The following is a 24,687-nucleotide window of genomic DNA, read 5'->3' as shown; positions in this document are numbered from 1 at the left end:
GAATCCTTACTGATGCACGGCGAGCTGGTAGGCCGTGTATTTACGAATATTGATCACGCCGGTGTCGAAAATCAGGTACTGGCCCTTGATCCCCAGCAGCGTGCCTTCGGCAATCGGGTTCTTGTCCAGGTTGAAGCTGACAATCTTGGCCGGGTATTGCTCGACCGGGTAGCGGATCTCGAGCGGTTCGACATCGGTAATGGTCTGGATTGCTTGCAGGCCAAATCGTTCCTGCAAACCTTGCAAACCTTGGGCACAACTTTCAAACAGTTGATCGCGAACCTGCGCCAGGTCCACCGACACCGCATCGCCCTTGAGCAACGCACGCCAGTTGGTCTTGTCAGCCACCTGGCTGCGGAACAGGTCTTCGACGAAGCCCGACTGCTGGCGGGTCGCGACGCGCATGATCGGCAAGGCCTGGCTGGCGCCCTGATCGAGCCAACGAGTGGGCAGCTGCGTAGCACGGGTTATGCCGACCTTGATCCCTGACGAATTGGCCAGATAAACCACATGATCGGTCATGCAGAACTTTTCGCCCCACTCAGGCTCACGGCAGGTACCAGCATCGTAGTGGCAACGCTCCGGGCTCATGATGCAAATGTCGCACTGCGCCAGTTTGGTCATGCACGGGTAGCAGTAACCCTGGCTGAAACTGGTTTTGGTCTTGCGTCCACAATGGGTGCAGTGGATCGCCCCCAGGTATTCCAGGCGCACTGTGGTGCCGATCAAGGGATTGACCGGTACCTCGGCGTCGCCCAGACGAAAAGCGTACTGAACGTTCGGCCCGTCAAGGCGCGCCGACATTTTGCTGATTGCACCGCGGCCAATCTCGATCAATGGATGGCATCCGATTTGAACAGAATGTTTGGCACTTCGATCGACTTCGACTCGCATTCCTGCGGGCCCATGTAGCCGGTGCGCTCTTCCTCGGGCAGGTTCTGGATTTCCCAGGCAATCATCGCTTGTAGCGACAGTTCGCGCTGCTCGGCGGTGAGTTTGCCACCGTCGGACCATTTGCCGATTTCCACCGCCAGTTTCAGGCTCTGGTAGATATCCGGGGTGATGTTTTTGATCATTTCGTTAAAAGAGGACATCAAGGGCTCCGCGCTCTTCATTCATAACTGTTTTAGACGGCCAGTTTACGGCGGTTGTACAAACCGCCCAACAAACCGGTGAAGCATCCGATGAGTAACCCGCTGACGTGGGCCGCGTTGGCAATCTGGCCAAAGCCGATCATAGAGACCAGCCCCGACAGGCACACCAGCAACCACACCAGCATCATCACCAACACCCCTCGGGGCAGGCGATACGCCGGGTTCGGCGATAAAAGCTGGAAGATCCAGCAATGCCCGAGCAGGCCGTACAGCACCCCGGACAACCCGCCAAACAGGCTCGGGCCGCTGAAAAGGTATTGGGTATAGTTGGACACCAGGCTGAACAGCAGCGTCAGGCCGATCAGGTTGATGCTGCCCTGGCGGGACTCGATGCGCCGCCCCAGCTCCCAGTACCACATGCCGTTCATGGCCAGGTGCAGGATGCCGAAGTGGATCAGCATCGGCGTCACCAGACGCCACCATTGCCCCGCCGCCAGGCTGTCGGCCAAGGGTGTGAAATGGATGTATTCGCCGACCACACGGAAATCGAGGAAGGTCAGCCAGCGTATCGTCTCGAGGTTATCGCCGAGCAGCGTCACCATGGCGACGATCAGGGTCAATAGCAGCACCAACGCTGTAGCCTTGCTGTGGCGCAATTGCTCGACGAAGCCCGGACGCTGCAGGGTCTGCGTCATCGGGATATCCAGTTGCTGATCGGGGTCGCCCGCCGGAAAGCGTTCGTACAGTGAACGTACGTCTTCGCTGATGTTGGCCGGTACCCACAGCACTTGCTCGCCCGCCTCTTCGCTGACCCGATGAGGCACTTGCATGCGCTGCAGCAGTTTGACGAACCCGCTCAAATCCACCGCCAGAGGCAGACGCAATACCGCCACCGCCGTCATCGCAACACCTCCGGCCGCTCGACATCGACCCAGACAAATTTATGCGGGTCGAGACGGGTTTCCTGATCCAGACGATAAGCGACCAGTTTGCCGTAGAGCACCGCGCTGTAATCCAGGCACGCCAGGTTCGGGCGGATCGGCGCCGGTTTGCCGCTGCGCCAGTAGTGGCCGACGAACAACAGCGGCTCATCGACGCCATAGCGCAGCAAGTTGTCTTTTTCGGTGGAGGACAGTGGCGTGCGGGCCACCGGCTCAGGCAAGGCGTCGGGCTGGAACACGATGTCTCCGTAGGTTTGCGGGTCGTCTTCCCAGAACTTGGTGCGGAAAAACGAACGCGTCAGGCCGTCACCGCTGGTCATGGTCAACCCGTGGGGCAAGCGCATGTCGGTGCCGCGCAGCAGGCGATCGAACACGGTGCAGGCAAAACTGCCCGGCACCGCGGACGCCTGGAGGAAGTGTTCGTCGATGCAACCGTCGGGGAACAAACCGCGCAACGGTTCGATCAGGCTGGCATCCCAGCAGGCATGTACCACGCGGAAACGCTCGGCATCGACAAACAATGGCAGTTCATAGAACCATTGCAGAAAGTCGTGCCAATCCTGGGGGTGATCTTCGAACTGGGTCAGGGTTTCATGGAGCAGGCGACCGTGGCGTGGCGTATGTTCACGCACGAACTGCTGGCCGCTGCCCGGCAACGCCGGAGTGCTCCAGCCGAGTGCGTTGAATTCATGGTTGCCCATGATGCACAGCGCCTGACCGGCCTCGACCATGTCGTGGACGATGTGCAGCGCCTCGCGAATCCGCGGGCCGCGGTCGATGATGTCGCCGAGGAACACCGCCATGCGCGACGGATGCCGCCAGACACCACCGTGTTTTTGATAACCGAGCCGGTCGAGCAAGTGCTCAAGGGTCAGAGCGCAACCGTGCACGTCACCGATCAGGTCGTAGCTACGCGCGGGATCGAGCATCAGTCGCCTCCACCACCCAACTTGCTGCCCCAGCCGAGTTTGGTCCGGCAGACTTCATAGTAGTTGTGGTCCAGCGGGTGAATCAGCCGCAGCTTCTGCGCTTTCTTGCTGATGGTGATGGTGTCGCCGGGCGCGCAGGTGAAGTGGTTCTGCCCGTCACAGGAGACCTGCGGGTAAATCTGCATATCTTTGGACACGACGATTTTCAGCTCACTGTTGCCATCGACCACGATCGGTCTACCTGACAAGGTATGGGGGTACATCGGCACAATCACAATAGCGTCGAGCTTGGGATGCATGATCGGGCCGCCCGCCGATAGTGCGTAGGCGGTCGAGCCGGTCGGTGTGGCGACGATCAAGCCGTCGGCCTTCTGGCTGCAGACGAACTGGCCGTCGATATACAGTTCGAACTCGATCATTCGCGTCGACTTGCCGGGATGCAGCACCACGTCGTTCAGTGCATCGCCCTGGCCGATGGCCTCGGCGTGGCGCCGGACTTCGGCTTGCAGCAGGAAGCGGTTTTCCACCAGATAGTGGCCGTCGAGCACTTCGGCGACTTTGACTTCCAGCTCATCGGGGCGAATATCGGTGAGGAATCCCAGGCTGCCCCGGTTGATGCCGAGCACCGGAATATTGTGTCGAGCCAGCGCCCGGGCTGCACCCAGCAGGCTGCCGTCACCACCGACCACAATCACCATGTCACACACTTCACCGAGCATCTTGCGCGACGAAGTTTGCAGGCCATGACCCGGCAGGACTTCGGCGATGGTGTCTTCGAGGATCACGTGCAGGTGACGATCGAGCAGAAACCGTTTCAGTCGGCGGACGGTATCCAGCACCTGAGAACTGCCCAGGCGACCGATGATGCCGATATTACGAAATTGCTCCATGGGGCTCCTATTGGGACGCGGAGGGCCTGCGACGGCGAAAAACACGATTATGGGCGAAAGCGCGGCGTAGACAAAACCCTTTCAGCCACGACGGTGCGCTCGCGTTTCGGGCTATGCTCGCAAGATGATCCTATTTCCAGATTTGCTCCAGTTACCTCACCAGTTGCGCCACCCTGAAGTGCGCGACCTGGCCTGGGTCATCCTCGCGCCGCCGATGCTCAGCGTCACCCCGTGGCCGCAGCGTCACCCACTGGCCGGCAGCGACTGGGTGCAGGCACCGGAGCGCCTGGAACACTGGCTCAGGCAACTGGATCGCGACAGCTACGATTTGCTGCACTGGCTGGCCCAGGCCAGGACCCGGCGCCTGGGTTTGTACTACGAGCGCCTGTGGCAGTACGCCGTGCGGCACGCGCCGGGCATCGAACTGATTGCCGCCAACATGCCGATCCGCCGTGAAGGCCACACCTTGGGTGAACTGGACATGCTGCTGCGTGATCGCGACGGCGTGCATCACCTGGAACTGGCGATCAAGCTCTATCTTGGGCCACAGAATGGTGACGGCCATGACACCGCGCAGTGGCTCGGACCGGGTTGTCATGATCGGCTGGACCGTAAACTGAAGCACCTGAGCCAGCATCAATTACCGATTTCCGCACGGGCGGAAAGCCGTGCAGTGCTGGCGTCGCTGGATATCCAGCAATTCAGCGCGCATCTGTGGCTGGGCGGCTATCTGCTCTATCCGTGGCCGGGGCAGGCCGAATCACCCAGCGGCGCGCACCCTCGGCATTTGCGCGGTAGCTGGCTGCATCAGAAGGATTGGGCGGACTTTGTCGTGCAGCGCCCATTCGGTCGCTGGCAACCCCTGCCCCGCCATGCCTGGCTGGCGCCGGCACACTATCCCGAGGAGCAGACCTGGAATGCTGAACAGCTGAATGCGTGGCTGAGCGATCTGGACCCGCTGGCACCGGCGCAATTGATGGTGCGCCTGACAGAACGTACGAACGGGGATTGGGAAGAAGCCGAGCGATTGTTTCTGGTGTCTGATCTTTGGCCGAATGTGCCGGGTAATGGTTGAGTTGTAGCCGCTGCCGAGCCTGCGAGGCTGCGTTCGGCGGCGAAGCCGTCGCAGAACCTATATGCAAGGTTTTCCTGACACACCGCGACGGCTGATTTCACGACGGCTTCGCCGCCGAACGCAGCCTCGCAGGCTCGGCAGCTGCTACAGGTTACAAAGGGATAGTCATTGCTTTTTATGCTGCTCAACCCACAGCGCGTACGCATCGATGAACTTCTGCAAGAACGGCCTGACCGACTCGGACAATTTGCCTGCCTCGTCGAACGCTGAACCGGCGCCGCCCAGGTAGGCTTCCGGCTGCTGCATGCACGGCACATTGAGAAACACCATCGACTGTCGAATATTGTGGTTGGCCCCAAATCCACCGACGGCACCTGGTGAAACGCTGATCACCGCACCCGGTTTGCCGTTCCAGGCGCTCTTGCCGTAGGGGCGCGAACCCACGTCGATCGCATTCTTCAATGGCGCCGGTACCGAACGGTTATATTCCGGGGTTACGAACAGCACCGCGTCGGATGAACTCACTTGTTGCCGGAAAGTGCTGTAGGCTGCCGGCGGTGATTCGCCATCGATGTCTTCGTTGTAGAGCGGCAAATCGCCGATTTCGACGATGTTCAGCTTCAGATTGGCAGGCGCCAGCTCGGCCAGCGCCAGCGCAACCTTGCGGTTGATCGACGCTTTTCTCAGGCTGCCGACCAGAACGGCGATCTCGTAGACGTTGCTCATGGAAAATTCTCGACTGTCCGATGGGAAGAGCTTCTAGTTATAGATGATCAGATGACGATTCAACCAGCGGGCGACGGAAAATCGCCGCCCCTGACTATTTTTTTCCTGTAGGAAAACTTACCTCGCCCAACCACGGTCTACAGAACCGCAAATTGAGTGATTTATCTCCAGAGGTTCTAAGCAGATGGCAGCAGTACTCGTCGGTCAGTTCCATGCAAGAGACGCGGAAGGCCGCGTTTATTCCGTGCATGAGTTCCAGGAATCCACCCCGTCGCACGACGGCCTCGCCGGCTCTGCGCCTGTCACCACCTATAAGCTGGCCATTGGCGACCGGCTCAACAAGCTCGACGACAACGAATTTGTGCTGGTGCAATCGGGCGTTACCCTGATTCGCGAACCTGAAACGAACGTTGCCTCATAACCCGCTGTTATGAGCAGAAGTCATATGCACGCACTTGAGTTAGGATTCAGTGACTGACTCCCTCACCTGCTGAACATGGACTTCACGCATGCGTTTACGTCATATCGAAGTGATCCAGGCGCTCCTGCAGACCGGTCATCTGGGCACCGCCGCCGAATGGCTGCAACTGCCGGTGGCCGAGGTTGAACGCACCCTGCGTGATGCCGAGGATCAGTTGGGTTTCATGCTGTTTGCCAGCGTGCGTGGTCGCCTGCAAGCCACGCGCGAGGCGCGGGAGCTACAGGTCGAGATCGCCCACGTCTATGAAGCCCTTGAGCCGGTCCAGCGACTGGCCAACAGCCTCAAACAATATTTGGCCCCACCCCTGCGAATCATCTGCACCCCGCCTTTGGCGCAACACCTGTTGCCACACAGCATCGCGGCTCTGCGCCGACGCCTCCCCGACGCACCTTGCACCCTCCTGAGCCAGCCGACACGCGAGATTGTCAGAAGCCTGCTGCTGCGTGAAAGCGATCTGGGCCTGAGCCTGCATGACCCGGACCACGCCGACATCCATTGCCAGGTCATCGCCCAAGGCAAGCTCCAGTTGCTGGCGCCCCATGGCTGGCTGCAACCGAAACAAAAGTATATCTCGCTGCAGGACCTGGCCGGCCAGTCGATGGTTGGCCTGGAAGGTCACGACCCGTTAAGCCCGGCGCTGGACAACAAGCTGCATGCGCTGCGCCCTGCCCCGGTCATCCAGACCCGGGTCCAGACTCATCAAATGATGCGCAGCATGGTCGAGGCCGGCGAAGGCCTGGCGATCGTCGATCCGTTTACCGCCCTCGGCGCCAAATCGGCCGGGCTCGATGCCTGCCCGCTGGCGCCTGCCGTGCCGATCAACGTCTTTGCCTTGAGCCTCAAGAGCGCCGAGCCCTCACCGGCCGCTCAGGCGTTACTGGACATCATCACGGAACAAGCCGTGGCGATGCTGGCGAGCTGAGCGGGCTTTCCAGCGGATTATCGAACAGGCGATACCAGAACAACGCCACCTCAGCGGTGTTCGGATCGATCCCGCGATAGCGCAGATGATCGATCCCGCCGACCACATAGCCACAGCGCTCATAAAGCCGACAGGCGCCCAGGTTGTTGTTCTGGGTTTCCAGCATGATGCCCGGCAGTTTTTTCTTGCGACTCCAGAACTGCGCCACGTCCAGCAGCGACTTGGCCACGCCATGACGACGCGCCGGAGCATGCACCGCCAATTCGTCGATATGGGCGAAGCCGTTCCAGTTGGTGCTGACCACCAAATGACCCACCGGCTCGTCATCCAGATAGGCCATGAAAATCGCGCTGTCAGCGGCATCGTGAAAACTGCTGAATTCCTCGGGATCGATGCCATAACACTTGCGATACGGGGTGATTGGCGTCACCGGCCACTGCGCCACCGGCTTACCGATTTGCGCGGCACCATAGGCGGCGACTTCAAAACTGAAATCACTGCCCCAGATATAGGCCGCAAACCCCTCATCGGCGACACGCACCGAGAGGCCTGGGTATTTGGGATTCATGACTGGTTGCATACTCGGAAAGGTCCTCATTCCTTGATGCAATCGACGGTGTAGTGCCGTCCATTGCCCTCGTCTTCGTGTTGCAAGCCATGCACATCGGCGACAAATCCGGGGAAACTACTGTCGAACGTACGGGCAAACTTCAGGTAATCGATGATCGAACGGGTCGACTCGGTGAAACGCTCGCCGGGCATGATCAACGGGATCCCCGGCGGGTATGGCACCAGCATTACCGCTGCGATCCGCCCGTCCAGAGCATCGATCGAAACAGCCTCAACTTCCCCGCGTACCAATTGATCATAGGCGTCCGCCGGCTTCATGGCGACTTCCGGCAGTACGGTGTACATGCGTTTGAGGTGTTTGGCCGTGGCATTGCTGCGATAACAGGCGTGCAATTGATCACACAGATCGCGCAAACCCATGCCTTGATAACGGGCAATATTGTGTTGCGCCACGCACGGCAGACAGCTGGCCAGGCTGACATTGGCGTCGTAACTGCGCTTGAACTCCAGCAACTCGGTCAGCAGCGTGCTCCATTTGCCCTTGGTAATACCCATGGAGAACAGCACCAGGAACGAATACAGCCCGGTCTTTTCCACGACCAGCCCACGTTCCCAAAGGAATTTGCTGACCACCGCCGCCGGAATACCCCGCGCGCTCAGGGCACCGCCCGCCGTCAAACCCGGCATCACCAGCGTGACCTTGATTGGATCAAGCAGCACGTAGTCGTCGGTCACGCCGCCAAAGCCGTGCCAATCGGCGTCGGGTTGCAGTAACCAGTCTTCGGTGACCACCTGCTCAATACCTTCGGCCGAGGGTGGTTGCCAGATGGAAAACCACCAGTCATCGGCGGCGATATGCTGACGCAGATTGGCCAGGGCCCGGCGAAAACTCAGGGCCTCGTCGAACATTTCCTGCAACAGCGAACGCCCGGCCGGCCCTTCCATCATCGCCGACGCCACGTCCAGCGAGGCGATGATGCTGTACTGCGGCGAAGTCGAGATGTGCATCATGAATGCTTCGTTGAAACGGTCACGATCCAATTGCCTCGCCCCGCCGTCCTGAACGTGAATCATCGACGCCTGACTGAAGGCTGCCAGCAGTTTGTGCGTGGAGTGCGTAGTGAACACCAGCGGACTGTCTTCGCTGCGGGAGGTGCCCATACCGTAACGGCCGGCGAAGAACTCGTGAAACGCCGCGTAGGCGTACCAGGCCTCATCGAAATGCAACACCTCGACGCTGTTGCCCAGGCTCTGCTTGATCAGTTCGGCGTTGTAACACAGGCCGTCGTAAGTCGAGTTGGTCACCACCGCCAACTTGACCTTGGGCTCGCGGCCCTGGGTCAGCGGGCTGGCGTCGATCTTGGCCTGGATCGATTCGCGACTGAATTCACTCAACGGAATCGGGCCGATAATCCCCAGCTCATTGCGCTCCGGGCACAGGTACAGCGGAATCGCGCCGGTCATGATGATCGAGTGCAGCACTGACTTGTGGCAGTTGCGATCCACCAGCACCAAGTCATCGCGGGCCACCATGGAATGCCAGACGATCTTGTTGGCGGTCGAGGTGCCATTGATCACGAAAAAGGTATGATCGGCGCCGAAATTGCGCGCGGCTCTCGCTTCTGCCTCCGCCAGCGGGCCGGTGTGATCCAGCAGCGAACCGAGTTCCGGTACCGACACCGACAAATCCGAACGCAGCGTGTTTTCCCCGAAGAACTGATGAAACGCCTGCCCCACCGGGCTCTTGTGATACGCCACGCCGCCGCCATGGCCGGGGGTGTGCCAGGAATAATTGGAGTCAGCGGTGTGCTGTACCAGCGCCTTGAAGAACGGTGGCAACAGACCGTCCAGATATTTGCGTGCCGCGCGGGCAACCTGACGGGCGAGGAAGGGTACGGTGTCTTCGAACAAATAAAGAATGCCGCGCAGCTGATTGAGCTCGGCCATGGCGTCGGCCGGGGCATTTTCCAGGGTGACCTGCTCGCCCAGGGCGAAGATTGGCAGGTCCGGCGCCCGAACCCTTGCCAGGCGGATCAACTCGGCCATGTTATGTAGAAGATGAGCATTGGTGCTGGCGTCTTCGGCGGCAATCAACATGCAAGAGAGGCCGTGATGAGTCGAGGCGACCAGACGCCCTTCGTTGTAATCGACCGCCGAGACGATGCTGAAGCCTTCCTGCTCCAGTTCCCGGGCGATGCCACGCACACGATCACCGGCAACGGTGTCGGCCTTGATGTCGCGGTGGACGATCAGGACCGGGAATTTCAAATCTTTATACATGGGGCTCGGTGTCCTGAGGCGGCAGACCGTGGCCTGCCAATAACCTCAGGGTAGAGGGTTGAAGCGCATGTGGCGAGGGGGATGCCCTATAGCGGATCAACTGCCGCACTCTATTGTGGCAAAGATCGCGACGCCCCACCTGTAGCAGCTGCCGCAGGCACGTTCGAGGGCGAAGCCCTCGCCTGCGCAATATCAGTAGGACCGTGTGTTGCTTGATTGCGACCGCTGCGCGATCGAACGCAGCCTTCGGCAGCTGCTACATGGAACGCGCGCTGAATCAGGCCTGAGCCTTGGCCTCCGCCAATTGCTGCCACAGCGACGGCGCGCCGGCGGATTTGGCGATGGCTTCCAGACGTGCCATGTGTTGAGCCAAATCCTCTTCACTGGCACGAATGATCCGGATCGGCTGACGATCGGCTGGCAGACGACGGATTTCCGTGGCGGAGTTGTCCGCGCCTTCACCTGAACCATTGCCATCTGACGCGTTACCGGCCAGCGACAGGCTGGTCTGGCCGCCGGTCATGGTCAGGTAAACGTCGGCGAGAATCTCGGAGTCGAGCAAGGCGCCGTGAAGTTCACGGCCGGAGTTGTCGACGCCATAGCGTTTGCACAAGGCGTCGAGGCTGTTGCGCTGCCCCGGGTGACGTTCCCGGGCCATCATCAGGGTGTCGAGGATCGAGCAGTGTTGCGTGATGTCCGCGCGATCGTGCTGGCCCATCAGGGCGAATTCGTTGTTGATGAAGCCAACGTCGAACGCCGCGTTATGGATGATCAGCTGCGCGCCCTTGATGAACTCGAAGAACTCATCGGCCACTTCAGTGAAACGCGGCTTGCCCACCAGGAATTCGTTAGTGATGCCGTGGACGCCGATGGCGCCTTCGTCACTCTCGCGATCCGGTTGCAGGTAAACGTGGAAATGCCGGCCGGTCAAGCGCCGACCGATCAACTCGACACAACCGATTTCGATAATCCGGTGGCCGTCGGTCACCGGCATGCCGGTGGTTTCGGTATCGAGTACAACGGATCTGGTGGCCATCAGTGCTCAGCTCTCAACGGGTCAATCGTGCAAAAGCGGCGATGTTAACACGCCCGTTGTGTCTTTCAGATACACCGTGTTGTGCCCATCGCGAGCAGGCTCGCTGATCGTTCCCACGCTCTGCGTGGGAATGCCTCAAGGGACGCTCCGCGTTCCAATGGGACGCAGAGCGTCCCGGGCTGCATTCCCACGCAGAGCATGGGAACGATCAGTGGAGGGTCTAGGCCTGCTTGTACCCACGCACTTCATCAACGCCACGGTTGGCCAGTTGGTCGGCCCGTTCGTTGCCATGATGGCCAATGTGCCCGCGCACCCATTTCCAGGTGACGTTGTGGCGGTTGACCTGCTCATCAAGCAGTTTCCACAGATCGGCGTTTTTCACCGGCTCCTTGGCCGCGGTTTTCCAGCCGCGTTTCTTCCAGTTGGCCATCCACTCGTTGATGCCTTTCATCACGTATTGGGAGTCAGTCACCAGCAGCACGTCGCAGGAGCGCTTGAGTTCTTCCAGGCCGCGAATCGCGCCCATCAATTCCATGCGGTTGTTGGTGGTGTTGGCTTCGCCGCCCCAGAGTTCTTTTTCAACGCCCTTGCACACCAGCAACGCGCCCCAGCCGCCCGGGCCGGGGTTGCCCTTGCAGGCGCCATCGGTGAAGAGTTCTACGCTATCGCTCATGCCAATCTTTCCAGAAAATGCGGTGGCTCGCCGATCAGTGACCGACGATGCCCGAGGCCGGGGCGAACCCGGCCGGGAAAATAAACAGGTATTACGGTTCGAGGTGACGACGGTTGACCTTGGCCATCGGCAACGGAATCAGCTTGCCCATCGGTTCGCGCCGTTCCTGGCGCACCGGGCGCAGGCCCACCACGATCTTGCGCGCGACCAATAAATAGAAGCCACCACCCGACAATTGCCAGTCACCGGCCTTGCGCTCCCAACCGGCCAGACGGGCCTGCCAGGCGGGCGACGCAAGCGGCGGACGATAGCACCCGAAGCGGCGTTTCTCCAGCGCAAAGCCCAGCAGATTCAGCCAGTCACCCACCCGCGACGGTGAAATGCAGCGGGCCTTGCGCAAGGCGTCATGGGCGAACACATGACGCAACCCCCAACTGCTCCAGGGGTTGATCCCGACAATCAGCAGATGCCCGCCAGGCCGGACACTGCTCGCCGCCTCGCGCAGCAAACCGTGGGGCGACAGGCAGAAATCCAGCCCGTGCTGCAACACCACCACATCGGCGGCGTGCTCGCTCAAAGGCCAGGCCTGCTCTTCGCAGACGATCTCGACCCCCGGCAAGGGCGCACCGAGCCGCACATTGCGCTGGACCTGCGGCGCCGACGGTGGCGTCTGCGCCGAGGGGCCGTAATGCACCAGGTAACCGCCGAAGAAGCGCCCCAACTCGTCTTCGAGCATGCGTCGTTCTTCGTCCAGCAGAAATTGCCCGATGGGCCCGGACAGCCATTCACGGGCCGCGCTGATCAATGTCAGCCACTCAGGATCGGCCTGAGCGAACGCTTTATCGGTCATTGCATTCTCCAACGCGCCAGGAAGTTCTAAGATGCGCCAATGTTTTCCGCTTGGCGAATCCGATGATGATACAGATCAGTGCCCTGCCCGCCTTCACCGACAACTACATCTGGTTGTTACAAGACCACAGCACCCAGCGCTGCGCCGTGGTCGATCCGGGCGATGCCGCGCCAGTACAAGCCTGGCTCACGGCGCATCCGGGTTGGGTGTTAAGCGATATTTTGATCACTCATCACCATCATGACCATGTCGGCGGCGTCGAGCGGCTGAAAAAAGCGACAGACGCGACAGTCTATGGCCCGGCCAGCGAACGCATCCCGGTGCGGGACGTGGCACTCAAGGACAATGACCGCATCAGCGTGCTGGGCTGGGACTTCGACGTCATCCAGGTGCCAGGTCATACCCTCGGGCACATCGCCTTTTATCACCAGGGCCATTTGTTTTGTGGCGACACCCTGTTCGCTGCCGGTTGCGGACGTTTATTCGAAGGCACGCCCGAGCAAATGCATCACTCGCTGAGCCGCCTCGCGGCGCTGCCCGAAGACACGCTGGTCTACTGCACCCACGAGTACACCCTGAGCAATTTGAAGTTCGCCGCAGCAGTCGAACCGGGCAACCCCGACACCCTTGAACGACTGGCCAAAGTCGCCCGGCAACGCGAAGCCGGAATCATGACGCTGCCTTCGACACTGGCACTGGAAAAGCTCACCAATCCGTTTTTGCGTACCGGCGAAACATCCGTTAAAGAAAAAGTGGACGAACGGAACGGACTCGATAACCGGGCTCCGAGTGCGGTTTTTGCTGCTCTTAGAGCTTGGAAAGATACGTTCTAGGCAGCCTGCTTGGTGATACAAAAATTCTGAATGGTTGACCGCAGGGGGTGCGCTTTCTAGAATCGCCCGACATTTTTGCCCGGAACTTACTTCCAGCCAATGTCGTCACCTATTCGTAAAGCCATCAATTCAGACGCATTGACCCGCTTGGCTCAAGCCATCGCGGTGGCTGTGTCCGCCACTTTGGCGGGCTGTTCCAGCCATGTGCCGCAGACCGAAGCGACACACACTCCGAATATCGCCGCCCGAGCCAAGCAAAAACCCATCTGGCTCAGCGAAAAACCAACACCGCAAATTCCACAGGACGTCTGGGAGCGCATGCGCCAAGGCTTCCAGTTGCAGGACAACCTGGGCGTCAACCCGCGCATCGAGCAACAGCGCCTGTGGTTCGCCAGTAACCCGTCCTTCCTCGAAAATGCCGGCGAACGCGGCAGCCTCTACATTCACTACATCGTCGAACGCCTTGAAGAACGCAACATGCCGCTGGAGCTTGCGCTGTTGCCGGTGATTGAAAGCGCCTACAACCCGATGGCCTATTCCCGGGCCAACGCGGTGGGTCTTTGGCAATTCATCCCTTCCACCGGGCGTTACTTCAACCTGCGTCAGACCCGCTTCTACGATGGCCGTCGCGACATCACCGCCTCGACCACCGCGGCCATGGATTACCTGACCCGCCTGCACGACATGTTCAACGGTGACTGGTTGCTGGCCCTGGCGGCCTACAACGCTGGCGAAGGTACGGTCAGCCGGGCCATCGAGCGCAACGAACGACTCGGCCTGCCGACCGACTACTGGAACCTGCCGCTACCAGCGGAAACCCAGGCCTATGTGCCGAAGCTGCTAGCCCTGTCGCAAGTGGTCCTGGCGCCCGAAGCCTATGGCGTGAACCTCAATCCGATCGCCAACGAACCGTACTTCCAGGTCGTCGAAATCAACCAGCGCATGGACCTTTCCAAGGTTGCCGCGGTGGCCAATATCGACGAAGACGAACTGTTCCAGCTCAACCCGGCCTTCAAGCAGCGCACCACCATCGACGGCCCCCAGCATCTGCTGGTGCCAACGTCCAAGGCGCAACTGCTGACCGCCAGCCTGTCGACCATGGGCCCTGGCGAGCTGATCAGTCAGCGATCGCTCAAGCCGGTGTTCGAAGGCGCAGACGACAGCGAAATCGCCAGCCTCAAGCGCGCCTATCGAGTCAAACGCGGCGACAATCTGGGCACCATTGCCAAGGCCAACAAGGTCGACATCAAGGACCTGCAACGCTGGAACAAACTGACCGGCAAGAACCTCAAGGTCGGCCAGACCCTGGTGATGCAGGACACCACCAAGCGCAAATCCGGGCGCGTCAACACCGTGGTGGCGGCGAACAGCAAGACCAACGGCAAGGCAACCAACAAGACGCAACAGACCCAATACAAGGTCAAGCAAGGCGACTCGCTGTACATGGTCGCCAAACGCTTCAACGTTGAAATGCAGCACCTCAAGCGCTGGAACCCTCGGGTTGGCCAGGCGCTGAAGCCGGGGCAAATGCTGACGGTTGCTTCGCCGCACTAAGATTGATGTGATGCCGAAAAGATCGCAGCCCTGTAGCAGCTGCCGAGCTCGCGAGGCTGCGTTCGGCTGCGTAGCAGTCGTAAAATCAGAGATTGCGGTACGTCAGGCAGACCACGTCAGCCGAATTCACGACTGCTGCGCAGCCGAACGCAGGCTGCTACAAGTCATTCACCTACACAATTAACCACGCATTAACCCCCCGTCTTTTTCCTGTCGATACAAGCTGTTACTGTACGGCCCACAAAGCCCAAGCCGCCTGGATCGGATCTCTGACTTGAAGCGTCCCCTCCTCCTGCTCCTGATCAGCCTGGCCTTGAGCTCCCCCGCAAGCGCGACGATCAGCGAAAGCCATGGTTATGCGCAGTTCGGCACGCTCAAGTACCCGGCCAGATTTACCCACTTCGACTGGGTCAACCCGCAAGCGCCCAAGGGCGGTACGTTGCGGGTGATGGCGTTTGGCACCTTCGATACGCTCAACCCGTACACATTCAAAGGCTCAAGCCCGGTTTCCACCGGCAACTTCCTGCAATACGGCATCAACGAACTCAATGAACCGTTGATGGTCGGCACCGGCCAATACGCGCCGTCCGGCGATGAACCGACCTCCAGTTACGGCCTGATCGCCCAATCGGTGGAATACAGCGAAGACCGCAGCTGGGTGGTGTTCAATCTGCGCCCCGAAGCGCGTTTTCACGATGGCACGCCGATCACCGCTTACGACGTGGCGTTCTCGTACCGATTGCTGCTCAAGGAAGGTCACCCGCAATACCGCACCAACCTTCAGGAAGTGTCGCGGGTCGATATCCTCAACCCACGGCGCATCCGTTTCGTCTTCAAACGCGCCGGCAATCCGCTGCTGATCCTGCGCCTGGGCGAGTTGCCGGTATTGCCCCAGCACTACTGGGAAGGTCGCGACTTCAAGGCCACCACCTTCGAGCCGCCATTGGGAAGCGGGCCGTATCGCATCAGCTCGGTAACGCCCGGGCGGCAGATCGTCTTCGAACGGGTCAAGGATTACTGGGGCAAGGACCTGCCGGTCAATCGCGGCAAGTACAACGTCGATCGCATGGAAGTCGAGTTCTACCGTGACAGCGACGTAGCCTTTGAAGCGTTCAAGGCCGGTGAGTTCGACATTTACATCGAACACCAGGCGAAGAACTGGGCCAACGGTTACAACTTCCCGGCCGTGCGCCGTGGCGATGTGATCAAGGCGCAAATCCCGCACCAGATCCCGACCCAGAGCCAAGGCCTGTTCATGAACACCCGGCGGTCAACTTTCGCCGACGCCAAGGTCCGCGAAGCGCTGGGGCTGATGTTCGACTTCGAGTGGACCAACCGCACGCTGTTCAGCGGCGCCTACAAGCGCGCCATGAGTTATTACCCCAACAGCGAGTTCTCCGCCACCGGGCTACCGGTCGGTCATGAGTGGCTGCTGCTCAAGCCCTATCGCGATCAGTTGCCCGCCAAGCTGCTCACCGAGCCGTTCAGCCTGCCGCAGACCGAAGGCCGCGGCATTCCGCGGGAAACCATGCGCAAGGCGCTGGAACTGCTCGCCGAGGCCGGCTGGAAGCTCATCGGTCAGCGGCTACAGAACACCATCGGCCAACCGTTGCGCTTCGAGGTCCTGCTGGTCAATCCGAACCTGGAACGCATTCTTCAGCCTTACGTCGAAAACCTCGCCAGCATCGGCATCGACGCACGGCTGCGTACGGTCGATCGCGCCCAGTACAAACAACGCCTCGATCAGTTCGATTTCGACATGATCCTGATGACCCTCAACCAGACCCTCAGCCCGGGCCTGGAGCAATGGCAGTACTTCCACTCCAGCCAGGTCGGGGTCAAGGGCAGCAAGAACTACGCCGGTATCGCCAACCCGGTGGTCGACCATTTGCTCGAACAACTGCTCGCCGCCCAGACCCGCGACGCACAAGTCGCCGCCGGCAAGGCGCTCGACCGAGTGCTGCTGTGGCAGCACTACATCATTCCCAACTGGTACCTCAATTATCACCGCCTGGCCTACCGCAACCGGTTCGCCTTCGTCACGACGCCGCCCTACACCCTGGGCTTGAGCGCGTGGTGGCTGAAATCTTCGGAGAAAGATCGATGAAACCCATACGCGCCCTGCTCTTGCAGGCCAGCGGTCTGTTGTTCGCCGGGCTGGCCTGCGCCGCCCCGCAACATGCCCTGACCCTGTACAACGAGCCGCCGAAATACCCGGCCGATTTCAAACACTTCGATTACGTGAACCCCGACGCGCCCAAGGGCGGGATCTTCCGTCAGGCCGGGTTCGGCGGCTTCGACAGCCTCAACCCGTTCATCAACAAAGGCGTGCCGGCCGACGACATCAGCATGATCTACGACACCCTGGCCAAACAGGGTCTGGATGAGCCGTTTACCGAATACGGCCTGATCGCCGGCAAAATCGAAAAAGCCCCTGACAACAGCTGGGTGCGCTTCTACCTGCGTCCCGAAGCACGCTTCCACGACGGCCACCCGGTGCGTGCCGAAGACGTGGTGTTCAGCTTCCAGACCCTGATCAAGGACGGCGCACCGCTCTTTCGCGGCTATTACAGCGACGTGGAGGAAGTGGTTGCCGAAGACCCGCTCAAAGTGCTGTTCAAGTTCAAGCATAAAAACAACCGTGAGTTGCCGCTGATCCTCGGACAGTTGCCGGTGCTGCCCAAGCATTGGTGGGCAACCCGCGACTTCAACAAGGGCAACCTGGAATTGCCGCTGGGCAGCGGCCCGTACAAAGTCAGCCAAGTGAAGGCCGGACGTTCGGTGCGCTATGAGCGGGTCAAGGATTACTGGGGCAAGGACCTGCCGGTCAATCGTGGCTTCTACAACTTTGACGTACTGACCACCGACTACTACCGCGACAACACCGTCGCGCTGGAAGCGCTCAAGGCCGGTCAGTTCGACTACTGGCTGGAATCGGCCGCGAAAAACTGGGCCAAGGCCTACAACATTCCGGCGGTGGCCGAAGGTCGGCTGATCAAAGAAGAAATCCCGAACGGCAACCCCACTGGCATGCAAGGCTTCGTGTTCAACCTGCGCCGCCCGGTGTTTCAGGACGTGCGCGTGCGTCAGGCACTGACCCTGTTGCTGGACTTCGAATGGACCAACAAGCAACTGTTCAACGGCGCCTATGCGCGCACCCGCAGTTACTTCGAAAACTCGGAAATGGCCGCCACCGGCCTGCCGGATGCCGATCAACTGGCAATCCTCGACCCGTTCCGCGGCAAAATTCCCGAGCAAGTGTTCAGCGAGGCGTTCCAGAACCCGGTGACCGACGCCAGCGGCATGATCCGCACTCAACAGCGCAAGGCCTATCAACTACTGCAAGAGGCCGGCTGGCGGATCGTCGACGACAAGATGGTCGACGCCACCGGCAAACCGGTGACCATCGAGTTCCTGCTGGCCCAGACCGAGTTCGAGCGGGTGCTGCTGCCGTTCAAGCGCAACCTCAGCGACTTGGGCATCGACCTGGTGATCCGCCGGGTCGACGTCTCGCAATACATCAACCGCGTGCGCTCCCGGGACTTCGACATGATCGTCGGCAGCTTCCCGCAGTCCAACTCGCCGGGCAACGAACAGCGTGAGTTCTGGATGACCGACGCAGCCGATAAACCCGGCAGCCGCAACTCCATGGGCCTGAAAGACCCGGTAGTAGACCAACTGGTCGAGCAACTGATCAACGCCGATTCGCGCCAAAGCCTGGTGGCCCATGCCCGGGCGCTGGACCGGGTGCTGCAATGGGGCTATTACGTAATCCCCAACTGGCACATCAAGACCTGGCGCGTGGCGTACTGGAGCCACATCGGCCATCCGAAGGTTTCGCCCAAATATGACATCGGCATCAATACCTGGTGGGTCAAGCCCGACGCGTCATTGCCGATAGAAGTCGAAACCAAACTGCAAGCCGACCCTGCGGGCACGGAGTAATCAGATGCTGGCGTATATTTTTCGGCGACTGCTGCTGATCATCCCGACCCTGCTCGGCATTTTGCTGATCAACTTCGTGATCATCCAGGCCGCCCCCGGCGGGCCGGTGGAACAGATGATCGCCAAGCTCGAAGGCTTCGAAGGCGCCACCAGCCGCATCGCCGGCGGCGGCGCCGAAGTGTCGGTGGCCGGCTCCGCCTACCGTGGGGCGCAAGGCCTGGACCCGGCGCTGGTCAAGGAAATCGAGCACATGTACGGTTTCGACAAATCGGCGCCGGAACGTTTGTGGATCATGATCAAGAACTACGCCACCCTGGATTTCGGCGACAGCTTCTTCCGTGACGCCAAGGTCATCGACCTGATCAAGGAAAAGATGCCGGTGTCGATCTCCCTGGGACTGTGGAGCACGCTGATCATGTACCTGGTGTCGATCCCGCTGGGGATCGCCAAGGCGACGCGACACGGCAGCCACTTCGATGTCTGGACCAGTTCGGCAATCATCGTCGGTTATGCAATCCCGGCGTTCCTGTTCGCCATCCTGCTGATTGTGGTGTTTGCCGGCGGCAGCTATCTCGACTGGTTCCCGCTACGGGGCCTGACCTCGAACAACTTCGATGAGCTCAGCACCGGCGGCAAGATCCTCGATTATTTCTGGCACCTGGCACTGCCGGTGACTGCATTGGTGATCGGCAACTTCGCGACCATGACGCTGCTGACCAAGAACAGCTTCCTCGATGAAATCAACAAGCAATACGTGGTAACCGCCAAGGCCAAGGGCCTGACCCGCCACCGCGTGCTGTACGGCCATGTGTTTCGCAACGCCATGCTGCTGGTGATCGCCGGTTTCCCTTCGGCGTTCATCGGAATCTTTTTCACCGGCTCGTTGCTGGTGGAAGTGATTTTCTCCCTCGACGGCCTCGGTTTGATGAGTTTTGAAGCAGCGATCAACCGCGACTACCCGGTGGTTTTCGGCACGCTGTTCATCTTCACCCTGCTGGGGTTGGTGGTGAAGCTGATCGGTGACCTCACGTACACTTTTGTCGATCCGCGCATCGACTTCGAAAGCCGGGAGCATTGAGATGAACCTGTCCCCTCTCAATCGCCGACGTTTCGAACTGTTCAAGGCCAACAAGCGTGGCTGGTGGTCGCTGTGGCTGTTCCTGATTTTGTTCGGCGCAAGCCTTGGTGCCGAACTGATCGCCAACGACAAACCGCTGGTGGTGCACTACGACAACGCCTGGTACTTCCCCGCCCTCAAGCGCTACCCGGAAACCGCGTTCGGCGGCGAATTCCCGCTGGAAGCCAACTACAAGAGCCCGTACATCCGCGAACTGCTCAAGGCCAAGGACGCCTGGGTCTTGTGGGCGCCGATCCCCTACAGCTACCAGAGCATCAACTACGACCTGAAAGTCCCGGCCCCCGCACCGCCGTCCGCCGACAACCTGCTGGGCACCGACGATCAGGGCCGCGATGTGCTGGCCCGGGTAATTTATGGCTTCCGGATCTCGGTGCTATTTGCTTTGACGCTGACCATTCTCAGCTCGATCATCGGCGTGATCGCCGGGGCGTTGCAGGGTTTTTATGGCGGCTGGGTCGATCTGGCCGGGCAGCGTTTTCTGGAGATCTGGTCCGGGTTGCCGGTGCTGTACCTGCTGATCATTCTGGCCAGTTTCGTGCAGCCGAACTTCTGGTGGCTGCTGGGGATCATGCTGCTGTTCTCGTGGATGAGCCTGGTGGATGTGGTGCGTGCCGAGTTCCTGCGCGGTCGGAATCTGGAATACGTGCGCGCGGCCCGGGCGTTGGGCATGCAGAATGGTGCGATCATGTTCCGCCACATCCTGCCCAACGCCATGGTCTCGACCATGACCTTCATGCCGTTCATCCTGACCGGCGCCATCGGCACCTTGACCGCCCTGGATTTCCTCGGCTTCGGCCTGCCGCCGGGCGCGCCATCCCTGGGTGAACTGGTGGCCCAGGGCAAATCCAACCTGCAAGCGCCGTGGCTGGGTATGAGTGCGTTTGCAGTGCTGGCGCTGATGTTGAGTTTGCTGGTATTCATCGGCGAGTCCGCTCGTGATGCCTTCGACCCGAGGAAGTGAAATGAATCAGGACAATCTGATCGAAGTGCGCGACCTGGCCGTCGAATTTGTCGTCGGTGAACGCGTGCAGCGGGTGGTCGAGGGCGTCAGCTTCGACATCAAGCGCGGCGAAACCCTGGCGCTGGTGGGTGAAAGCGGCTCCGGCAAATCGGTGACCGCCCACTCGATCCTGCGACTGCTGCCCTACCCGCTGGCCCGACACCCGTCCGGAACCATCACTTATTCCGACCGGAATCTGTTGGACCTGAAAGAGAAAACCATCCGGCACATCCGCGGCAACCGGATCGCGATGATTTTCCAGGAGCCGATGACCTCGCTCAATCCGCTGCATTCGATCGAAAAACAGATCAACGAAATCCTGGGCATCCACAAAGGCCTGACCGGCAAAGTCGCGACCAAACGCACGCTGGAACTGCTGGAGATGGTCGGTATCCCTGAGCCTGAGAAGCGTCTCAAGGCCCTGCCCCACGAATTGTCCGGCGGCCAGCGTCAGCGGGTGATGATCGCGATGGCCCTGGCCAACGAGCCGGAATTGTTGATCGCCGACGAACCGACCACGGCGCTGGACGTGACCGTTCAACTGAAAATCCTCGAATTGCTCAAGGAATTGCAGGCCCGTCTGGGCATGGCGTTGTTACTGATCAGTCACGATTTGAACCTTGTGCGAAGAATTGCGCATCGCGTATGTGTCATGCAGCGCGGTTGCATCGTCGAACAGGCATCGTGCGAAGAATTGTTCCGCGCGCCGCAGCATCCGTACACGCGGGAACTACTGGCAGCGGAGCCCAGCGGCAAACCGGCGACCAACGTGATTGGCCCGCCGTTGCTGCAGGTCGAGGACCTGAAAGTCTGGTTCCCGATCAAGAAAGGCTTTCTGAAAAAGACCGTGGACCATATCAAAGCGGTCGACGGGATCAATTTCAGCCTGCCCCAGGGCCAGACCCTGGGGATTGTGGGAGAAAGCGGTTCCGGCAAGTCGACGCTCGGCCTGGCGATTTTGCGGCTGATCGGTAGCAAAGGTGCCATCCGTTTTGAAGGCAAGCAGCTAGACTGCCTGACGCAGCAACAGATTCGACCGCTGCGGCGGGAAATGCAGGTGGTGTTCCAGGACCCGTTCGGCAGCCTGAGCCCACGGATGTGCGTGAGCCAGATCGTCGGCGAAGGCCTGCGGATCCACAAAATGGGCACTGAGGCAGAACAGGAACAAGCGATTATTGCGGCACTCAAGGAGGTGGGTCTGGATCCGGAAACCCGGCACCGCTACCCCCACGAATTTTCCGGTGGGCAACGGCAGAGAATCGCCATTGCCCGGGCATTAGTGCTAAAACCGGCGTTGATTCTGCTGGACGAGCCGACTTCGGCCCTCGACCGCACCGTGCAACGCCAAGTGGTGGAGCTGCTACGTTCACTGCAAACCAAGTACAACCTGACGTATCTGTTTATCAGCCATGACCTGGCTGTCGTCAAAGCGCTTAGCCACCAGCTGATGGTGGTCAAGCATGGCCAAGTGGTCGAACAGGGAGACGCGCAAAGTATCTTTGCCGCTCCCAAACATCCGTATACACAGCAGTTGCTGGAAGCCGCTTTTCTGGCACCAGCCACTGCGCAATAAACCTGAAAAGAGGAGCAACACATGGGTTTTCTCGCCGGTAAGCGCGTACTGATCGTCGGTGTCGCCAGCAAGCTGTCCATCGCATCCGGCATCGCTGCCGCCATGCATCGCGAGGGCGCTGAGCTTGCCTTCACTTATCAGAACGACAAACTCAAGGGTCGTGTCGAAGAATTCGCACAAGGCTGGGGTTCGAGCCCTGAGCTGTGCTTCCCGTGCGACGTGGCCAGCGATGAAGAAATCGCCAAAGTCTTCGAAGCACTGAGCAAGAAGTGGGACGGCCTGGACTGCATCGTGCACTCCGTCGGCTTCGCCCCGGGCGACCAACTGGACGGCGACTTCACCGAAGCCACCACCCGTGAAGGTTTCCGCATTGCTCACGACATCAGCGCCTACAGCTTCGTGGCCCTGGCCAAGGCTGGCCGCGAAATGATGAAAGGCCGCAATGGCAGCCTGCTGACCCTGTCGTACCTGGGCGCCGAGCGCACCATGCCGAACTACAACGTGATGGGCATGGCCAAGGCTTCGCTGGAAGCTGGCGTACGTTACCTGGCAGGCTCCCTGGGCCCGGACGGCACCCGCGTGAACTGCGTATCGGCTGGTCCGATCCGCACCCTCGCCGCTTCCGGCATCAAGAACTTCCGTAAGATGCTGGCCGCCAACGAAGCGCAAACCCCGCTGCGTCGTAACGTCACCATCGACGAAGTCGGCAATGCCGGCGCCTTCCTGTGCTCGGACCTGGCGTCCGGCATCAGCGGCGAAATCATGTACGTAGACGGCGGCTTCAACACCACCGCCATGGGCAACATCGAAGAGTGATCTTCGGTTAGCCATGAAGAAACCCGCCTCTTCAGGCGGGTTTTTTATGCCTGCAATCTTGCAGCCCGCTCCCACAGTAGTCCGCGCCGGACACAGATTTTGTCATTCAACAATGACGGGCGTCGCGCATCGCCTCATCGACCAAGGCCAACAAGCCTTCCGCTGTCTGATGTCGCCGAGGATCAAACTCGATCTGCCCGATGCTGAAGCGAATGTCATAGCCACGATGCACGGTGGCATTGCGTTCATCGAGTATTTCTTCAAGTCGCGCTCTGACCGCGCCAACCTCCACCGCGCTGGCGCCTGTCAACAAGGCGGCAAACTCATCGCTGCCCAGCCGGCCGATCACATCGCTTTCACGAAAGGCGATGCGCAGTACGTCGGCAAAGGTTTTCAGGGCATCGTCGCCCTCGGCGCGACCGTACAGCTGGTTGATGCGCTTGAAGTCATCAAGGTCGAAAAAAAGCAGGGTCGCGGGTTTGCCCAACTGCAGGCAGGCCTCCAGCCCTAACTGAGCCAAAGCCTGGAAGCCGTGACGATTGGAGAGCAGCGTCAACTCATCCATGCTCGCCATCTGCACGCCCATCAGCTCTTGCTCAGCCTTGCGCGCCATGTCGCGCAGTACATCGCGATCTGCGCTGTCGAGGACGTTCGGCGTGCGCAAATCTGCGCCAGCGCCGGGTTTGACCGGTTTACCTGGGGTTAGCATCACTCACTCCTTGATGGATATGAACGTTAGAGTCGCTCATACCCGGTATGACTCCCTATAAAAGCGCCGCTGGTCAGCTTCCTGCCAACGGACACGGCCCTCCAGCGTCGGCCCAGAGTTTGAACTGGGTGACGAAAATATCGTGGGGCACCGGCACCGGCGCCCGCCCCTCACCCGGACGCCAGCCCCAAAGCACCAGTTTGTCCTCGCTGACATGTTTGATCAACGCCGCAAAATCACGATCGCCATTGCTGGATCGGTCCTTGATCATCGCGCACAACTTGTCGGCCGGCAGGCCTATCCAGGCCATTTTGTGCGTAGCCGGCGGCAGGCTCCAATGCGGTGCTCCGGGTGGCGCGTTGGGGCCATAACTGGCCGGCGGATTGCTTTCGGCATGACAGGTAGCGCAAGGCAAACCAGCCGCGCCTTTGCCGTCCAGGCCGCGAACCACATTCATTGCGTGAGGAATACCCGCGTCGAACTGCAATGGCGAATCGCCGGGGATATGACAGTTCTGACAACGCGGGCTCTGGAACACCTTCTGCACCGTGTCGAACGCCTTCACTGCCTCTTTATCGTCAGCGAACAGATCCGAGGCATAGCCACTCAGGCCAATCAGCATCACCGCGCCAAGAAACACATGTCGTCTCAT

At 60.1% G+C, this 24,687-nt stretch carries 24 protein-coding genes; 11 read left to right on the top strand and 13 right to left on the bottom strand.

The window, feature by feature from the left end:
- Nucleotides 1–6: 6 nt before the first annotated feature.
- The 5 genes from PSH97_RS12815 to PSH97_RS12795 are packed head-to-tail and all read right to left on the bottom strand — an operon-like array spanning nucleotide 7 to nucleotide 3,854.
- Entirely contained in the window at nucleotides 7–837 is an 831-nt protein-coding gene (locus PSH97_RS12815) for a DUF2797 domain-containing protein (protein WP_305449485.1), read from the bottom strand.
- Nucleotides 834–1,094: a YeaC family protein gene (locus PSH97_RS12810; RefSeq protein ID WP_038984092.1), complete on the bottom strand. Its 261-nt coding sequence runs from the start codon at nucleotides 1,092–1,094 to the stop codon at nucleotides 834–836. Before PSH97_RS12810 ends, PSH97_RS12815 begins: the two co-directional genes overlap by 4 nt.
- A 32-nt stretch (nucleotides 1,095–1,126) precedes the next feature.
- Complete coding sequence (locus PSH97_RS12805) at nucleotides 1,127–1,996, bottom strand: rhomboid family intramembrane serine protease (RefSeq protein ID WP_305449484.1); 870 nt, start codon at nucleotides 1,994–1,996, stop codon at nucleotides 1,127–1,129.
- Entirely contained in the window at nucleotides 1,993–2,967 is a 975-nt protein-coding gene (locus tag PSH97_RS12800; protein WP_305449790.1) for a metallophosphoesterase, read from the bottom strand. Before PSH97_RS12800 ends, PSH97_RS12805 begins: the two co-directional genes overlap by 4 nt.
- Nucleotides 2,964–3,854 (bottom strand): NAD(+) kinase, encoded by an 891-nt coding sequence (locus tag PSH97_RS12795; protein WP_007906781.1) that lies wholly within the window; start codon nucleotides 3,852–3,854, stop codon nucleotides 2,964–2,966. The genes PSH97_RS12800 and PSH97_RS12795 overlap by 4 nt, the downstream gene beginning before the upstream one ends.
- A gap of 124 nt (nucleotides 3,855–3,978) precedes the next feature.
- Between PSH97_RS12795 and PSH97_RS12790 the strand changes: the two genes are divergently transcribed.
- The gene (locus tag PSH97_RS12790; protein ID WP_305449483.1) at nucleotides 3,979–4,929 is read left to right on the top strand and encodes a DUF1853 family protein; all 951 of its coding nucleotides are present in this window, start codon (nucleotides 3,979–3,981) and stop codon (nucleotides 4,927–4,929) included.
- A 165-nt stretch (nucleotides 4,930–5,094) separates the two neighbouring features.
- Here the strand turns inward: PSH97_RS12790 and PSH97_RS12785 are convergent, their stop codons facing one another.
- On the bottom strand, nucleotides 5,095–5,655 hold the full coding sequence (locus PSH97_RS12785; protein ID WP_038984096.1) for an NADPH-dependent FMN reductase: 561 nt from the start codon (nucleotides 5,653–5,655) through the stop codon (nucleotides 5,095–5,097).
- 184 nt (nucleotides 5,656–5,839) lie between these two features.
- On the opposite strand from PSH97_RS12785, the gene PSH97_RS12780 reads away from it, so the two are divergent.
- Together PSH97_RS12780 and PSH97_RS12775 are read left to right on the top strand one after the other, a co-directional pair.
- On the top strand, nucleotides 5,840–6,076 hold the full coding sequence (locus tag PSH97_RS12780; protein WP_305449482.1) for a hypothetical protein: 237 nt from the start codon (nucleotides 5,840–5,842) through the stop codon (nucleotides 6,074–6,076).
- Nucleotides 6,077–6,164: 88 nt separating this feature from the next.
- Complete coding sequence (locus PSH97_RS12775) at nucleotides 6,165–7,058, top strand: LysR family transcriptional regulator (RefSeq protein ID WP_305449481.1); 894 nt, start codon at nucleotides 6,165–6,167, stop codon at nucleotides 7,056–7,058.
- Here the strand turns inward: PSH97_RS12775 and PSH97_RS12770 are convergent.
- From PSH97_RS12770 to PSH97_RS12750, 5 genes are all read right to left on the bottom strand, one after another.
- Entirely contained in the window at nucleotides 7,024–7,638 is a 615-nt protein-coding gene (locus PSH97_RS12770) for a GNAT family N-acetyltransferase (protein WP_305449480.1), read from the bottom strand. The two genes, PSH97_RS12775 and PSH97_RS12770, sit on opposite strands and share 35 nt — an antisense overlap.
- A gap of 14 nt (nucleotides 7,639–7,652) precedes the next feature.
- Nucleotides 7,653–9,908 (bottom strand): Orn/Lys/Arg family decarboxylase, encoded by a 2,256-nt coding sequence (locus PSH97_RS12765; RefSeq protein ID WP_038984100.1) that lies wholly within the window; start codon nucleotides 9,906–9,908, stop codon nucleotides 7,653–7,655.
- Nucleotides 9,909–10,185: 277 nt separating this feature from the next.
- Nucleotides 10,186–10,944 carry a DNA polymerase III subunit epsilon gene (gene dnaQ, locus PSH97_RS12760; protein WP_305449479.1) on the bottom strand — a complete coding sequence of 253 codons (759 nt, stop codon included), beginning with the start codon at nucleotides 10,942–10,944 and terminating at the stop codon, nucleotides 10,186–10,188.
- Nucleotides 10,945–11,164: 220 nt separating this feature from the next.
- Nucleotides 11,165–11,617, bottom strand: a complete 453-nt coding sequence (gene rnhA, locus PSH97_RS12755; RefSeq protein WP_003180633.1) for a ribonuclease HI — start codon at nucleotides 11,615–11,617, stop codon at nucleotides 11,165–11,167.
- Between the two features lie 91 nt (nucleotides 11,618–11,708).
- Nucleotides 11,709–12,467 (bottom strand): methyltransferase domain-containing protein, encoded by a 759-nt coding sequence (locus PSH97_RS12750; RefSeq protein ID WP_052964263.1) that lies wholly within the window; start codon nucleotides 12,465–12,467, stop codon nucleotides 11,709–11,711.
- Nucleotides 12,468–12,532: 65 nt separating this feature from the next.
- On the opposite strand from PSH97_RS12750, the gene gloB reads away from it, so the two are divergent.
- The 8 genes from gloB (at nucleotide 12,533) to fabI (ending at nucleotide 23,326) form a co-directional block, all read left to right on the top strand.
- A complete protein-coding gene (gloB, locus tag PSH97_RS12745) occupies nucleotides 12,533–13,300 on the top strand; it encodes a hydroxyacylglutathione hydrolase (RefSeq protein WP_305449789.1) in 768 nt (255 codons plus the stop codon).
- A 99-nt stretch (nucleotides 13,301–13,399) separates the two neighbouring features.
- Nucleotides 13,400–14,854: a transglycosylase SLT domain-containing protein gene (locus PSH97_RS12740; RefSeq protein ID WP_305449478.1), complete on the top strand. Its 1,455-nt coding sequence runs from the start codon at nucleotides 13,400–13,402 to the stop codon at nucleotides 14,852–14,854.
- A 274-nt stretch (nucleotides 14,855–15,128) separates the two neighbouring features.
- Complete coding sequence (locus PSH97_RS12735; RefSeq protein WP_305449477.1) at nucleotides 15,129–16,961, top strand: extracellular solute-binding protein; 1,833 nt, start codon at nucleotides 15,129–15,131, stop codon at nucleotides 16,959–16,961.
- Nucleotides 16,958–18,799 (top strand): extracellular solute-binding protein, encoded by a 1,842-nt coding sequence (locus tag PSH97_RS12730; protein WP_305449476.1) that lies wholly within the window; start codon nucleotides 16,958–16,960, stop codon nucleotides 18,797–18,799. Before PSH97_RS12735 ends, PSH97_RS12730 begins: the two co-directional genes overlap by 4 nt.
- 4 nt (nucleotides 18,800–18,803) lie before the next feature.
- Nucleotides 18,804–19,877 carry a microcin C ABC transporter permease YejB gene (locus PSH97_RS12725; RefSeq protein ID WP_305449475.1) on the top strand — a complete coding sequence of 358 codons (1,074 nt, stop codon included), beginning with the start codon at nucleotides 18,804–18,806 and terminating at the stop codon, nucleotides 19,875–19,877.
- Between the two features lies 1 nt (nucleotide 19,878).
- Complete coding sequence (locus PSH97_RS12720) at nucleotides 19,879–20,898, top strand: ABC transporter permease (RefSeq protein WP_008074378.1); 1,020 nt, start codon at nucleotides 19,879–19,881, stop codon at nucleotides 20,896–20,898.
- A 1-nt stretch (nucleotide 20,899) separates the two neighbouring features.
- Nucleotides 20,900–22,510, top strand: a complete 1,611-nt coding sequence (locus tag PSH97_RS12715) for an ABC transporter ATP-binding protein (RefSeq protein WP_305449474.1) — start codon at nucleotides 20,900–20,902, stop codon at nucleotides 22,508–22,510.
- 21 nt (nucleotides 22,511–22,531) lie between these two features.
- Nucleotides 22,532–23,326 (top strand): enoyl-ACP reductase FabI, encoded by a 795-nt coding sequence (fabI, locus tag PSH97_RS12710; RefSeq protein ID WP_007906751.1) that lies wholly within the window; start codon nucleotides 22,532–22,534, stop codon nucleotides 23,324–23,326.
- Nucleotides 23,327–23,432: 106 nt separating this feature from the next.
- On the opposite strand, the gene PSH97_RS12705 is transcribed toward fabI, so the two are convergent.
- Nucleotides 23,433–24,035, bottom strand: coding sequence for a GGDEF domain-containing protein (locus PSH97_RS12705; protein WP_305449473.1), 603 nt, complete (start codon nucleotides 24,033–24,035; stop codon nucleotides 23,433–23,435).
- 73 nt (nucleotides 24,036–24,108) lie between these two features.
- The gene (locus PSH97_RS12700) at nucleotides 24,109–24,687 is read right to left on the bottom strand and encodes a hypothetical protein (protein WP_305449472.1); all 579 of its coding nucleotides are present in this window, start codon (nucleotides 24,685–24,687) and stop codon (nucleotides 24,109–24,111) included.

The sequence above is a fragment of the Pseudomonas cucumis genome (assembly GCF_030687935.1).
GTDB classification, from domain to species: domain Bacteria; phylum Pseudomonadota; class Gammaproteobacteria; order Pseudomonadales; family Pseudomonadaceae; genus Aquipseudomonas; species Aquipseudomonas cucumis.
Note: the sequence above shows the minus strand (reverse complement) of the source record. Positions and strands in the feature narration are given on the sequence as shown.

Excerpts from the sequence above, each read along its gene's own strand:
- PSH97_RS12810 (WP_038984092.1), bottom strand. The coding sequence starts at position 1,094 with ATGTCCTCTTTTAACGAAATGATCAAAAACATCACCCCGGATATCTAC.
- PSH97_RS12805 (WP_305449484.1), bottom strand. The coding sequence starts at position 1,996 with ATGACGGCGGTGGCGGTATTGCGTCTGCCTCTGGCGGTGGATTTGAGC.
- PSH97_RS12795 (WP_007906781.1), bottom strand. The coding sequence starts at position 3,854 with ATGGAGCAATTTCGTAATATCGGCATCATCGGTCGCCTGGGCAGTTCT.
- PSH97_RS12790 (WP_305449483.1), top strand. The coding sequence starts at position 3,979 with ATGATCCTATTTCCAGATTTGCTCCAGTTACCTCACCAGTTGCGCCAC.
- PSH97_RS12785 (WP_038984096.1), bottom strand. The coding sequence starts at position 5,655 with ATGAGCAACGTCTACGAGATCGCCGTTCTGGTCGGCAGCCTGAGAAAA.
- PSH97_RS12780 (WP_305449482.1), top strand. The coding sequence starts at position 5,840 with ATGGCAGCAGTACTCGTCGGTCAGTTCCATGCAAGAGACGCGGAAGGC.
- PSH97_RS12775 (WP_305449481.1), top strand. The coding sequence starts at position 6,165 with ATGCGTTTACGTCATATCGAAGTGATCCAGGCGCTCCTGCAGACCGGT.
- PSH97_RS12770 (WP_305449480.1), bottom strand. The coding sequence starts at position 7,638 with ATGCAACCAGTCATGAATCCCAAATACCCAGGCCTCTCGGTGCGTGTC.
- PSH97_RS12765 (WP_038984100.1), bottom strand. The coding sequence starts at position 9,908 with ATGTATAAAGATTTGAAATTCCCGGTCCTGATCGTCCACCGCGACATC.
- dnaQ (WP_305449479.1), bottom strand. The coding sequence starts at position 10,944 with ATGGCCACCAGATCCGTTGTACTCGATACCGAAACCACCGGCATGCCG.
- rnhA (WP_003180633.1), bottom strand. The coding sequence starts at position 11,617 with ATGAGCGATAGCGTAGAACTCTTCACCGATGGCGCCTGCAAGGGCAAC.
- PSH97_RS12750 (WP_052964263.1), bottom strand. The coding sequence starts at position 12,467 with ATGACCGATAAAGCGTTCGCTCAGGCCGATCCTGAGTGGCTGACATTG.
- gloB (WP_305449789.1), top strand. The coding sequence starts at position 12,533 with ATGATACAGATCAGTGCCCTGCCCGCCTTCACCGACAACTACATCTGG.
- PSH97_RS12740 (WP_305449478.1), top strand. The coding sequence starts at position 13,400 with ATGTCGTCACCTATTCGTAAAGCCATCAATTCAGACGCATTGACCCGC.
- PSH97_RS12730 (WP_305449476.1), top strand. The coding sequence starts at position 16,958 with ATGAAACCCATACGCGCCCTGCTCTTGCAGGCCAGCGGTCTGTTGTTC.
- PSH97_RS12725 (WP_305449475.1), top strand. The coding sequence starts at position 18,804 with ATGCTGGCGTATATTTTTCGGCGACTGCTGCTGATCATCCCGACCCTG.
- PSH97_RS12720 (WP_008074378.1), top strand. The coding sequence starts at position 19,879 with ATGAACCTGTCCCCTCTCAATCGCCGACGTTTCGAACTGTTCAAGGCC.
- PSH97_RS12715 (WP_305449474.1), top strand. The coding sequence starts at position 20,900 with ATGAATCAGGACAATCTGATCGAAGTGCGCGACCTGGCCGTCGAATTT.
- fabI (WP_007906751.1), top strand. The coding sequence starts at position 22,532 with ATGGGTTTTCTCGCCGGTAAGCGCGTACTGATCGTCGGTGTCGCCAGC.
- PSH97_RS12705 (WP_305449473.1), bottom strand. The coding sequence starts at position 24,035 with ATGCTAACCCCAGGTAAACCGGTCAAACCCGGCGCTGGCGCAGATTTG.
- PSH97_RS12700 (WP_305449472.1), bottom strand. The coding sequence starts at position 24,687 with ATGAGACGACATGTGTTTCTTGGCGCGGTGATGCTGATTGGCCTGAGT.